Origin of the sequence: Amycolatopsis sp. cmx-4-83 (assembly GCF_046548815.1) — a bacterium.
In the GTDB taxonomy this organism is placed as follows: domain Bacteria; phylum Actinomycetota; class Actinomycetes; order Mycobacteriales; family Pseudonocardiaceae; genus Amycolatopsis; species Amycolatopsis pretoriensis_A.
This window is the reverse complement of the sequence record NZ_JAEBEF010000002.1, coordinates 535,240-547,397: the sequence shown is the minus strand read 5'-3', so window position 1 is coordinate 547,397 and position 12,158 is coordinate 535,240. Positions and strand designations below refer to the sequence as shown.

Genomic DNA, 12,158 nt, shown 5'->3' with positions numbered 1-12,158 from the left:
GCTACGCACTGTGAGCGAGGCTGAGGAGGGAGTGGCGTGGCGCTCCCCCATTGGACTGCGCAACAGGTCCTGCCGCCGGGCCGCCACGCGGGCGACCTCGCCGACGTCTACGAGCGCCTGGTCTTCGACGCGCCGCACCAGAACGAGCGCGAGATCCTCTTCAGCGCGCTCAACAGCTACCTCGGCGTGGCCCGCCGGATCATGCCGTCCGGCCGCGCCTGGATCGGCGGCGAGCTGATCATCCGCACCGCGCACCCGCCGCGCAGCCTCGACGTCGTCCTCATCCCGGACGAGTGGGGCGCGCTGAAGCGGCTCGACGACGCCGGCCGCTCGGCGCTGTACGGCCTGCTCACGCTGCGCGGCGTCATCGTCGGGCAGCCCGCCATGTACCTCGACCAGGTGCAGCCGGTCGGCGGCATGCTGGACGGCTTCCTGTGCCGCCCCGGCGACGAGGACACCTGGGCCGAGGTCTGGGCCGAAGGCGGCAGGGGCTACCCGGAGATGATCTGGTGAGGAACGAGTTCCGGCGCATCGCCGACGAGATCCCCGGCGGCACGTGGCTCGACGACCTCGCGCGCGCCTCGGCGATGGCGGCCAACGCCAAGTTCGAGCGGACGTCCCGCTCGCCGCTGCTGCACGTCTCGGTCATCGGCGAGCAGAGCATCGACGCCTACACCTTCTCCGACATCAGCCGGGCACTGCAGGACGCGACCGCGAAGATCGGGCACATCATCCGGAACCCGTCCGGCGAGGTCACCCAGGTCCAGCAGGCCGACCGCGACAAGGCGCCGCTGATCCAGCGCGGCCAGGCGGGCAACGCGATCTTCTTCGGCTTCCCCGAGCCCGCGCCGGACGACGCGCTCATCGTCGACGGCATCGAGACGCTTTCCGAGCGCGCCGTCAAGGAACTGTGTGACTTCCTGCCGGCCAACGGCTCGGACGACGGCGCGCTCGACGCCGTGCTGCTGCAGCGCGACACCGTCCGCAACGCGGTGAGCGACATCGTCAACGCCGTCGCGAAGAACGCCGGCATCGGGATGGCCCTGACGCCGACCGCGGGCGAGCAGGTCACCCGCAGCATGACCACCGAGCAGGCCCGGATCCTCCAGGGCAGCCTCCGCGAATCCCGCGAGGCGGTCGGCTACGAGACGGTGCGCGGGCGGCTCGACGGCGTCCGCACCCGGCGGCGCATCTTCTACCTCGACCGCGAGTCCGGCGGGACGATCCAGGGCGCCGTGGCGCCGGATCTGCTCGACGAGATCAAGGAGAACCTCGACCGCCCGGTGACCGCCCGGTTGCGCGTCGTGCGCACGACGACGATCGACGGCCGCCGCGGGCGTCCCGTGTTCGAGCTCCTCGAAATCACCCCCGAAGTGAGCCTTTTCGACTGAAAAGTCCAGCTCGCGACTTTCGTCTTGAACACCGGAACCGACGGTCGTCGTAGGCCGTACGGCCACGAAAACAGTGGGAACACCGATATTCTTCGCATTGATCACATCGCCACACCCTGCGCGTGATGTCAGGAAATACCGATACTCACGGCAAAATGGTGGGACAATGACTTTTTCCAGAATGTAACAATTTCGTTCGCGGGCACTCTTATGGGTTAACGTCGTCGCACTCCCACCCGAAGGGGCCCGCATGATGACCGACCCGCAGTACCCGCCGACCACCGCGCGCCACGGCAGACCCGCGCCGCCGGTGACGGCCACGGAGCGTCGTCAAGCGAACGCCAAACCAGGGCGCAACATCCTGGCGATCGTCGGCCTGGTGCTCGGCCTGGCGGCACTCGGTGTCGCGTTCGTCCCCGACATCGGGTTCGTGGCGTGGCCACTGGCCGGGCTCGGGCTGATCCTCGCGATCGCCGGGCTGGTCCAGGTCAAGAAGGGCACCACGGGCGACCGCGGGGTCGCGATCACCGCCACCGTCGTTTCGGTCGCGGCGCTGCTGTCGACGGCGGGCGTGCTGCTCTACTCGACCTTCCTCGGCGGCGGCGAGACCGGGCTGCACCTGCCCGCGGTCGCGGGCGACAAGCACGCGGTGGTCTTCGAGGTCACCTCGGCGGGCGGCGCGACCGTCCGCTACGGCAGCCTCAGCGACCAGCGCACCGAAAACGCGCCGGCGAGCACCGACGCGTGGCAGGGCGAGGCTTCCTACAACAATGGCTCGTACTTGTTGACGCTCACCGCGGACACCAGCAATTCGAGCGCGAGCAACGACATCAAGTGCGCCATTCTGGTCGACGGCAAGAAGGTCGCGGAAAACAGCGGGACGACCATCGCGCTGTGCACCGCCAACGTGGGCTGACCCCTGCCTGGCGACCGGCCGGCCTACCCCCACCTCGGCCGGCCGGGTCGCCACGAGCCGCTCCTGGCGGCTCCCGGCCCCGCCGCGGTTTCCCGCGCGGGGCCCGGCGCCGGCGTCTCAGCCTGCCCCTCCCCTAGGGCTCAGCCGGCACCGCCGAACCTACGCGGACGCCGCCCGCGCCCACTAAGAATCCACTAAGGATTCACGGTGCGAACCCGGCCGTGACCCGTTCGCAACCGAATCATCGCCATGAATGCGCCGAGCCGACACCGAGTTGTCGCAGTTCGAAAGCGCGGGCGAATCTTCACTGCAGTTCGGCGAGTTCGGTGCGCACCTCGCCGACGAGCTTCGGGTGCACCCGCTCGTAAATGCGCACCGACAGCGCGAGTTGTTCGCGCGCGCCGTCGAGGTCGCCACCGGCGCGCAGCACGCGGCCCAGCGTCAGCCGCAGCGAACCCTCGCGCGCGACGAACTCGCGGCTGATCGCGAGGTCGATCGCCTCCCAGACGTACCGCTCGGCCGCCTCGAGGTCGCCCGCCCGCAGGCTGAGGTCGGCCAGCTTGTCGAGCGAGACGACGACCCGGTCGTCGTCGCCGAGTTCGCGGTCGATGCGCAGCCCGGCGAGCTGGTGGGCGATGGCCTCGGCGAGCAGGCCCGCCCGCTTCTCCGCCTGCGCGCAGCTGCTGAGCGCCTGCCCGCGCAGCGTGACGTCGCCGGCCTCCGCGACGGCCTTGCCGAGCCGCTCGATGGCCCGCTCGTGCTCGCCGAGCCGGCTGAGCGCGCGGCCGAGGTGCAGGTCGGCCGACGTCGTCAGCCGCTCATCGGCGAGGCCGGTGGCCAGCTCCGCCGCCCGCTCGGCGTCCGCGAGGCCGAACCCGGGCAGCTCGAAGACCAGCGCGATTTCGGACCGCGCGAGCCGCAGCCAGCACTGCCCGGCGACGTCGCCCGCGGCTTCGGCGGCGGCGACGCCGAGGTCGGCCATCCGCGTCCACTCGTCCAGCAGCGGGCAGGCGACGCGGTAGCTGTGCCCGAGCCGCGCCAGCCGCCAGACGTCGTCGTGGCGGCCCGCGGCGGCCGCGGCGTCGAGGACCGCGAGGAGGTTCGGCCACTCCGCCACGAACCAGTCGTGCGCCTCGGCGAAGCCGGTCAGCGGGGGCATCGCGTCGTCGGCGAGCACCCCGGTGAAGTCGAGCGGGTCCGCGACCGGCCCCAGCCGGCGCCGCGCCCGGTCGGCGGCGGCCTGGTAGTAGCGGACCGTCCAGCCGAGCGCTTCTTCGCGCTCCTTCTCGCCCAGCTCCTGCTCGACGAGCTCCCGCAGGTAGAGCCAGACCAGGTCGTGCGGGACGAAGACGTCCCGCGCGGTCTCGGCGATGAGGTTGTGCGCGGCCAGCGCGCGCAGCCGTCGCCGGGCTTCGGGCACCGGGATCTGCGCGACCGCGGCCATCACGTGCGGCCCGACCAGCACCCCGGGCACCGTGCCCAGCTGCAGGAACGTCTCGGCGATCTCGCCGGGCAGGCCGCGGAAGGAGACGTCGAACGCGGCGCGCACGCCGTCGTCGGCGCCCTCGACCTGCAGGGCCGCCAGCCGCGTCCGCTCGTTGCCGAGCTCGTCGACCAGCTCCTCGGCGGTCCGCTGCGCGCTCGCCGAAAGCCGCGCGCCCGCGATCCGCAGCGCGAGCGGCAGGTAGCCGCAGAGCCGCGCGAGAGCGTGGTTGAGGCTCGCCGGCCCGGCGAGCTCCTCGATCAGCTGCACGGCGTCCTCGGGCGCGAGCGTGCCGAGCACGCGCTGCCGGGCCGCGTTCGACACGGCGAGCCCGTCGAGGCGCGAACGGCTGGTCACCACCGTCATCGTCCGGGCGCTCGGCGGCAGCAGCGGGCGCACCTGCTCGGCCGTGCGGGCGTCGTCGAGCAGCACCAGCATCCGCCGCCCGGCGATCAGCGACCGGTACAGCGCGACGCGTTCGTGGAGCAGCTCGGGGATCTTCGCGGTTTCGACGCCGAGGCCGAGCAGGAACTGGGTGAGCAGCTCGGCCGGTTCCAGCGGCGGGTGGTGCGGGTCGAAGCCGCGCAGCGACGCGAACAGGACCCCGTCCGGGAACTTCCGCGCGGCGCGGTGCGCCCACCACACGACGAGCGTGCTCTTGCCGACGCCGGCGGTGCCGGTGACCACGGCGATCGTGGTCTCGCCCGCCTCGGCGCGGGGGACCAGGCCGTCGAGCCAGGCCAGCTCTTCCCCGCGCCCGGCCAGGCTCGGAACGGCGGCGGGCAGCTGCGAAATCGGCTTCGCGACGTCCGCACTTTCACGTGAAAGTGCCCACCTGGAGTCCGCACTTTCACGTGAAAGTGCGGGGAGGTCGTCGTTGAGCACCCGCGTGTGCAGCCAGCGCAGCTCGGTGCCGGGCTCGACGCCCATGGTGCCGAGGGTGGCGCGCGAGACGGTCCGGTACAGCTCGAGCGCGTCCCCGCGGCGGCCGGCGTGGTAGAGCGCCCGCATCAGCTGCCCCGCCGTCCGCTCGGCCAGCGGGTGGGCCCGCACGATGGGGCTGAGCTCGACGATCAGCTCGGCGTGGCGGCCGAGTTCGAGGTCGGCGTCGACGCGGGCGCCGTGCACGGCGCGGCGGAGGTCCTCCAGCTCGGGGGCCCGCAGCGAGTCGGGCACGCCGCCGAGCGCGGGCCCCTGCCACAGCGCGAGCGCCTCGGCCAGCAGCCCGGCCGCGACCTCGGGGGTGGCCACCGAAGCCCGGTCCAGCAGCGCGTGCGCGCGGTGCACGTCGATCCGGTCGGGGTCGACGTCGAGCCGGTAGCCCGGCGGGGTGGTGAGGATGCTGGGGCCGTCGAGCTCCCGCAGGATCCGCCGCAGGTGCGAGACGTTGCCGTGGATGATCGTGCGCACGGTCGCGGGCGGGTCGTGGCCCCAGAGCGCGTCGATGATGTCGTCGAGCCCGACGACCTTCCCGGGCTTGAGGGCCAGCAGCGCGAGCAGGCCGCGGACACCGGGGCCGCCGATCGGGACGGGCTGGTCGCCGTGGAGGAGCTGCACGGGCCCGAGCAGCCGGAACCGGATCGGGGCCATGCTCGCGCCCACCTCCCCGGGTTCCGCCTTGCCGCGGAAATCAACTTACCGTGGTGACAGGGTGCCGAGCAGGTCCGGTACCAGGAGTTTTGGCGGTTCTGCGGATTCCGCAGCGCGGGTGTCCACGTCCTGCGACATCCCCCGGACGTGGAACGACCCCGTACCAACGGTCCCGATCCGTTGGTACGGGGTCGTGTGAAACCTCCGGCCGGGCCGCCAGGGGGCGCGGTCCGCCCGTCGTCTTCGCCGGCGATCGGGCGGGTGTGCTCACCCCGAGCGAAGCACCCGCCGCCGTTCGCCGTCGAAGACGTCTGTTGCGCGGACCACACGCCCGCGCGGTGGCGACACGGTAACAAAGCGCACCGGGCCGGTCACCGGCGGGCTGTGCCTACCGCGAGATCGGCGTCGAGTCGCGGCCGGCGATGAAGGCCGGCCTCGGGGCGCTCGCCGCGAACGGCTCCTGCAACGCGTTCTCCACGCTGTTGAACACCAGGAAGATGTTCGAGCGCGGGTACGGGGTGATGTTGTTCCCGGAGCCGTGCATGATGTTCGAGTCGAACCACAGGGCCGAGCCCGCCTGGCCGGTGAACTGGTCGATGCCGTGCTCGGCCGCCATCCGGGTGATGTCGTTCTCGTTCGGCACGCCCACCCGCTGGTCCTTGAGCGAGGCCTTGTAGTTCGCCTCCGGCGTCTCGCCGGCGCACTGGACGAACGTCCGGTGCGAGCCCGGCATGATCATCAGGCCGCCGTTGAACGGGTAGTTGTCGGTCAGCGCGATGGAGCAGCTGACCGCGCGCGGGGACGGCATGCCGTCCTCCGCGTGCCAGGTTTCGAAGTCCGAGTGCCAGTAGAAGCCCGTGCCCTTGAACCCCGGCATGTAGTTGACGCGGCTCTGGTGGATGTACACCTCGGAGCCGAGCAGCTGCCGGGCCCGGTCCAGCACGCGCGGGTCGCGCACCAGTTCGGCGATCAGGGCGGAGATCTCGTGGACGTCGAAGATCGACCGGACTTCACCGGTCTTCGCCTCGGTGATCACCCGCTCGTCCCTGGCGAGCTCCGCGTCGGAAGACAGCCTGACCAGCTCCTGCCAGTACGTCTGCACTTCGCCGACGGAGAGCATGTCGTCGACCACGGTGTAACCCTTGGTCTCGTGGTTCGCCAGCGTGGCGGCGTCGATCGGACCGTCGGCTTCGGTACCCCACACCGTGGGGTGCGCGCGCGGCAGGTGCGCCGGAGTACCGGTGATCCGGGTCGGGTAGGTGTCGTCGACCCGGGTGTCCATCAGCGTCACGGGCTTCGCCTCCAGTTTCCTCTCCGGTGTTTTACGCGTCCTCGGTGATCAGCGGGTATACGCCGTTTTCGTCGTGCACCTCGCGGCCGGTCACCGGGGGGTTGAACACGCAGACGCACTTGATCTCGGTCTTCGGCCGGACCTGGTGCTTGTCGTGGTCGTTGAGCAGGTACAGCGTTCCTGGCTTGAGCTCGTACACCTTGCCGGTGGCCAGGTCTTCGATCTCGCCTTCACCGGAGGTGATGAACACCGCCTCGATGTGGTTGGCGTACCAGAAGTCGTTCACCGTTCCCGCGTACAGCGTGGTCTCGTGCACCGAGAAGCCGACGCCCTCCTTGGCCAGGATGATCCGCTTGCTGCGCCAGTTCTCGGTCTTGATGTCGGCGTCGGTGTCGGTGATTTCGTCGAGCGTGCGAACGAGCACGGGCGTGGCTCCTCTACTTCTTCAGGACGGCCTTGATGGACTCGTCGATGATCGACAGGCCCTGGGTCAGTTCGTCGTCGGTCAGGGTCAGCGGCGGCAGGAGCTTCATGACTTCGCCGCCGGGACCGGAGGTTTCCATCAGCAGGCCGCGCGCAAACGCTTCCGCGCAGACGCGGCCGGCGAGGTCTCCGTTCTCGAACTCCAGGCCGCGCGCGAGGCCGCGGCCCTTGGCGACCAGGTTCGCGTCCGGGTACGCCTCGACGATGCCCGAGAACGCGGCGGCGATGCGCTCGCCCTTCGCCTTGGTGGACTTCTCGAGCTCGTCGTCGCTCCAGTAGGCGTTGATCGCCTCGGTCGCGGTGACGAACGCGGGGCTGATGCCGCGGAAGGTGCCGTTGTGCTCGCCCGGCTCCCAGACGTCGAGCTCCGGCTTGATCAGCGTCAACGCCATCGGGATGCCGTAGCCGCCGATGGACTTCGACAGGCAGACGATGTCCGGCTTGATCCCGGCGTCCTCGAAGCTGAAGAACGGTCCGGTGCGGCCGCAGCCCATCTGGACGTCGTCGAGGATCAGCAGGATGTTGTGGCGCTTGCAGAGGTCGTCGAGACCCTTCAGCCACTCCAGGCGCGCGGCGTTGATGCCGCCTTCGCCCTGCACGCCCTCGACGATCACCGCGGCCGGCTCGTTGAGCCCGCTGCCGGAGTCTTCGAGGAGCTTCTCGAAGTACAGGAAGTCCGGCATCGCGCCGTCGAAGTAGGCGTCGTACGGCATCGGGGTGGCGTGCACCAGCGGAACGCCGGCGCCGCCGCGCTTCATCGAGTTGCCGGTGACCGACAACGCGCCCAGCGTCATGCCGTGGAAGGCGTTCGTGAAGTTGATGACCGATTCCTTGCCGGTCACCTTGCGCGCCAGCTTCAGCGCGGCTTCGACGGCGTTCGCGCCACCCGGACCGGGGAACACGACCTTGTAGTTCAGGTCGCGCGGGTCGAGGATCTTGTCGCGGAAGGTCTGCAGGAAGTCCCGCTTGGCCACGGTGAACATGTCCAGCGCGTGGGTGACGCCGTCGCGCTGGATGTAGTCGATCAGCGCCTGCTTGAGCCGCGGGTTGTTGTGCCCGTAGTTCAGCGCGCCAGCCCCGGCGAAGAAGTCCAGGTAGGCCTTGCCGTTCTCGTCGTAGAGGTGGCTGCCCTGCGCGCGGTCGAACACGACCGGCCAGCCGCGGCTGTAGCTGCGTACTTCGGATTCGAGCTCTTCGAAGATGCTCATGACGTTTCTTTTCTCCTACTCGCCCGGATCTTTGCGTGGCGTCAGCGGACCGATGCGGTAAAGCTCTTCGGCCAGGTGCCCGGTTTCGGGGAAATCTTCCCCGGCGAACAGCACACTGGTTTCCATCGCGGCGTTCCACCGCTTCGCGAACGACGCGAAGAGCCGGATGGACGCCTCGTTGTCCGGGGTGATGGTGGTCTCGAGGTAACGCACGCCGTCGGCGACGAGTCTCGTGTAGAGCGCGTCGAGCAGGGCCCCGGCCAGGCCCTTTCCGCGCTGCGACGCGTCGACCGCGACCTGCCAGACGAGCGCGGCGTCGGGCTCGTCCGGCCTGCGGTAGGCGATGACGAATCCGACCGCCCTGCCGTCTTCACGCGCGACCACCGAGGACTCGGCGAAATCGCGGCACCACAGCATGTATGCGTACGGCGAGTTGAGATCGAGCTTGGCGGAATCGCGCGCGATTCGCCACAGCTGCGCGCCGTCCGCCTTGGTCGGGGATTCGATCAAGTGCGTTACGGACATACTCAGGAAACGTAACAGAGAATTTTCGCCTCGCCAGCGACGCAGCTCACGACCCCCGTATGACCTGCGACGACGCGGGGTACCCGGTGAGGAGTCCCACAAACATGTTTGAAGTGGACGGTCCCAGGGCACACGCGCGCCTGGGCCGCCAGCGTGTCACCGGCGACCTATTCGCACCATGAACCCAAACGGGGATGATCGCAAGGCGACGGGCCGCAGCCGGCCCCGGTCCAAGGCGTAGCTTTCACGTGAAAGCTACGCCTTGGGATCCTCGCCGGGCAGCTTCCGCGCCGCCCGCCGGTGCGGCAGCCGTCGCACGATCCCGCTCAGCGGCATCACCACCGCGGGCAGGATCAGCAGACCCGACACCACCAGCCACCACACCGCGCCCTCCCCGCGCCGCCAGCCCGCGACGACGCTGCCGAGCCAGCCGAAGAACGGCTGGGCCAGCGGGGGCAGGAACGCGGCCAGCAGCAATGCCGCCACCACCAGCACCCCGAGCACGGCGAACAGCTTCCGCGCGAGGTGGCCCATCGTGAGCAGCGCCGTCGCCAGGTAGACGACTGCGCCGGCCAGCACCGGGAGGCCGATCCACTGCAGCACCGCGCCGCCGTCGTTGCCGAGCACCAGGCCGGCCAGCAGCGCGAGGACGCCGGCGGCGAGCGAGCCCGCGGTGCCGAGCCGGGACGCGCCCTGCGAGACCTTCGCCGTGCTCCTGGCCACCGTGCGCAGGATGCCCGCGACCGTGCGCGGCCAGCCACCGGGCAGGCGGAACGCGACCGTCCCCGCGTTCACCGTCGCCGCGCCGAGCGCGACCAGCGTGCGGGTGAGCCGCGCGGTGCCCTGTTCGCCGGCGAGCCGCTCCGCCGAGACGCGGCAGGCCTGGAACTGCGCCTGCGCGCCGCCGACGTCGAGCGGGGCCCGCTCCTTCGCCAGCGCGTCGCCGATGTCCCGGCGGTCGTCGGCGTCGCAGCGCGAGGTGAGCGTGACGACCGGCAGCTCCTCCGCCGCAATCTCGGCCTGCCGCGGCCGGGCCAGCACCATCGCCGTGACCGGCAGGCTGACCGGCCGTTCGGCGCCGAACTCGGCCGGCTTCAGGTCGGCGTCGAGGCCGAGGAACGCCAGCTCGGCGGTCAGCTGGTCGCGCAGCTGCGCCGCTTCGGCCGGCGTGCAGCGGTCCTGCTCGCCGGGCGGGCGCCAGTCCGGGCCGAACGCGGCGACGAGCTCGTCGCGGAACCGCTCCCGCCCGAGGACGTCCCGCAGCGTCTCGAGGCGGCCCGGGTCGAGCAGGCACTGGACGAGCCAGCCGGCGCCGTCGACGCGGCCCCACATCCAGTCGCTGGCCCGCCACGACGCCTTGTAGAACGCGCCGAAGTAGCTCGCCTGCATCCCGGTCAGCTTGTCCCCGGACCGGCTGCGCGTCATGTCCAGCAACGTCCGAGAATCGGCGCTGACCTGCACCAGGTCGACCCGCTGGTCGACCGACGGCGCCTGCGCGAGCAGTCCGCGCGTGGCCACGTGCAGTGCCACCAGCCGGGCCTGGACCACGTCGTCGGCCACGTCGGGCCGCAGCTCGAGCCAGTCCAGCAGGGTGGTCACCGTGCCGGCGTCGTCCCCGGCGGCGGTCAGCTCCCGCAGCGTCGGCGCGGCCGCGCGCAAGCCCGCGACCACCTTCGGCCAGGCCTCGGCGACGGCGGCCGAGCGGCCCAGCCCGGCCCACTCCTCGGCCAGCTCGCGGATCCACACCTCGAGGGTGCTGCTCGCGCCGGGCCCGGTGTGCGCGGCCACCCACTGCCCGAGCCGCACCCCGCGCCCGGCGGTCGCGCGAGCGGCGTGCAGCTGGGCGCGAGCGTCGTTGAGCTCCTGCGCGCGGGCGGCGTCCGGCTGGAGCCGGAACCCGGCGTTGACCAGCTGCAACCCGGTCGCGACGGCGTCGTCGAGCGCGGTCGTCCGGTACCCGACCAGATCGGCGACCGCGAGGCTCTCGGCCGGCGGCCCGGCCGGAACGCCGCTGCTCAGCCCGCCGACGGCGATCGCGCGCAGCTGCCGCGACATCCCGGACGCCCAGTCGCGGTCGGGGGTGTCCGCTTCGGACAGCGCGTACCGCCGCGCGGCGACCCGGACCAGCTCGGCGGCGTCTTCGGCGGTCCGCCGCTCGAGGTAGGCGGTGGCGATCCGCGCGTCGACCAGGCAGCCGGGCCCGCCGCGCAACCCCAGTGCGGCCAGCGAAACCCGGGTGTCCCTGGCGCGCAGCACGGCGTCGTTGTGCCGGGTCAGGTCGTCCAGCTCGGCGCTGATCGACTGGCTCATCACGGTGTTGACGACCTTGGCCAGCGCGTTCGACAGCAGCGGCGGGTTCGCCGGGTCGCACGCGACGGCGTCGGCGTCCCGTTCGCCGGTCGGCACGACGTAGAGCAGCAGCCGCCGGACGTCCGTCTGCGACGGGCGTTCGAAGATCTCGCGCAGCGCCGGCCGCAACGGCTTGTTCAGCAGCACCCCGCCGTCGGTCAGCCAGTGCGAGCGGGTCAGCTCGGTGTAGGGCGTCATGTCGGGGTGCAGCCGGTCGGTGCCCGCGGTGCCGATCGGCAGCCGCGAGAGTTCGAACGCGCCGGGGAAGGACGCGGTGGAGCGCGCCGCCAGCGCGAGCGGCGCCTCCACCCCGTTCGTCCACAGTGGACCGCAGAACCGGAAGAGCATCCGGTGTTCGGTGTCCCGCACCAGGTTCCCGAGCGCGTCGTCGAACCGGGTGGTCTCCCCGTCGATCATCGTGCCGGTGAGCAGCACGGTGACGTCCGGTTCCTCGGCGGGCGGCACGCCGTTCGCGGTGATCTCGCGCAGCACCGCTTCGAGGTCACCGAGCAGCACGCGGTCCCCGTCGAGCACCGACCGCGGCGCGGGCTCACGCGCGTCCCGGATCAGGTTCTCCAGCGAGGCGGTGGTGATCCAGGTGTCGCGCAGAACCCCGGGCGTGGAACGGAAAGCTTCCGCGAGGCCCAGGCAGGCGGCGTTGACCCCGCCGGCGCTGGTCCCGGTCAGGACGTCGAGCGAAACGGTCGCGCGCAGGACGTCGAGCAGCTTGCGGTACCGCCCGGGTTCGGCGTCCCCGCGCGATTCCCGGAGCAGCTGCGAGGTCTCGGTGGCGACCCCGCCCATCCAGATCGCGAGGCTGGAGCCCCCGACCATGGTCACCGCCAGCCGGATCTCCTGCGGCCAAGGTTCGGCAGTCATGGGCTCCCCCGCCCGGTCGTGGTCCTGACGCAGAGTAGAGGCT

At 71.3% G+C, this 12,158-nt stretch carries 9 protein-coding genes; 3 read left to right on the top strand and 6 right to left on the bottom strand.

The annotated features are described in order from the left end of the window. Nucleotides 1–36 precede the first annotated feature (36 nt). The 3 genes from ACLJQM_RS07640 (at nt 37) to ACLJQM_RS07630 (ending at nt 2,307) form a co-directional block, all read left to right on the top strand. A complete protein-coding gene (locus ACLJQM_RS07640) occupies nt 37–513 on the top strand; it encodes a DUF6932 family protein (RefSeq protein ID WP_247017743.1) in 477 nt (158 codons plus the stop codon). Next, on the top strand, nt 510–1,391 hold the full coding sequence (locus tag ACLJQM_RS07635) for a hypothetical protein (RefSeq protein ID WP_247017741.1): 882 nt from the start codon (nt 510–512) through the stop codon (nt 1,389–1,391). The genes ACLJQM_RS07640 and ACLJQM_RS07635 overlap by 4 nt, the downstream gene beginning before the upstream one ends. A 250-nt stretch (nt 1,392–1,641) precedes the next feature. Then, nucleotides 1,642–2,307 carry a DUF4190 domain-containing protein gene (locus ACLJQM_RS07630; protein WP_410630564.1) on the top strand — a complete coding sequence of 222 codons (666 nt, stop codon included), beginning with the start codon at nt 1,642–1,644 and terminating at the stop codon, nt 2,305–2,307. A gap of 304 nt (nt 2,308–2,611) precedes the next feature. Here ACLJQM_RS07630 and ACLJQM_RS07625 read toward each other — a convergent pair whose 3' ends face one another. From ACLJQM_RS07625 to ACLJQM_RS07600, 6 genes are all read right to left on the bottom strand, one after another. Then, nucleotides 2,612–5,380 (bottom strand): BTAD domain-containing putative transcriptional regulator, encoded by a 2,769-nt coding sequence (locus tag ACLJQM_RS07625; protein ID WP_410630563.1) that lies wholly within the window; start codon nt 5,378–5,380, stop codon nt 2,612–2,614. Nucleotides 5,381–5,768: 388 nt separating this feature from the next. Beyond that, a complete protein-coding gene (gene thpD / locus ACLJQM_RS07620; protein ID WP_410630562.1) occupies nt 5,769–6,671 on the bottom strand; it encodes an ectoine hydroxylase in 903 nt (300 codons plus the stop codon). A 31-nt stretch (nt 6,672–6,702) separates the two neighbouring features. Next, the gene (locus ACLJQM_RS07615; RefSeq protein WP_003071625.1) at nt 6,703–7,095 is read right to left on the bottom strand and encodes an ectoine synthase; all 393 of its coding nucleotides are present in this window, start codon (nt 7,093–7,095) and stop codon (nt 6,703–6,705) included. A 13-nt stretch (nt 7,096–7,108) separates the two neighbouring features. Then, nucleotides 7,109–8,362, bottom strand: coding sequence for a diaminobutyrate--2-oxoglutarate transaminase (gene ectB / locus ACLJQM_RS07610; protein ID WP_360780210.1), 1,254 nt, complete (start codon nt 8,360–8,362; stop codon nt 7,109–7,111). A gap of 15 nt (nt 8,363–8,377) precedes the next feature. Further along, entirely contained in the window at nt 8,378–8,887 is a 510-nt protein-coding gene (gene ectA / locus ACLJQM_RS07605; protein WP_410630561.1) for a diaminobutyrate acetyltransferase, read from the bottom strand. 255 nt (nt 8,888–9,142) lie between these two features. Continuing rightward, nucleotides 9,143–12,115, bottom strand: a complete 2,973-nt coding sequence (locus tag ACLJQM_RS07600) for a patatin-like protein (protein ID WP_410630560.1) — start codon at nt 12,113–12,115, stop codon at nt 9,143–9,145. Nucleotides 12,116–12,158 lie beyond the last annotated feature (43 nt).

Bases quoted from the DNA above. Each gene is read 5' to 3' on its own strand.
- ACLJQM_RS07630 (WP_410630564.1), top strand. From the start codon at position 1,642: ATGATGACCGACCCGCAGTACCCGCCGACCACCGCGCGCCACGGCAGA.
- ACLJQM_RS07625 (WP_410630563.1), bottom strand. From the start codon at position 5,380: ATGGCCCCGATCCGGTTCCGGCTGCTCGGGCCCGTGCAGCTCCTCCAC.
- ectB (WP_360780210.1), bottom strand. From the start codon at position 8,362: ATGAGCATCTTCGAAGAGCTCGAATCCGAAGTACGCAGCTACAGCCGC.
- ectA (WP_410630561.1), bottom strand. From the start codon at position 8,887: ATGTCCGTAACGCACTTGATCGAATCCCCGACCAAGGCGGACGGCGCG.
- ACLJQM_RS07600 (WP_410630560.1), bottom strand. From the start codon at position 12,115: ATGACTGCCGAACCTTGGCCGCAGGAGATCCGGCTGGCGGTGACCATG.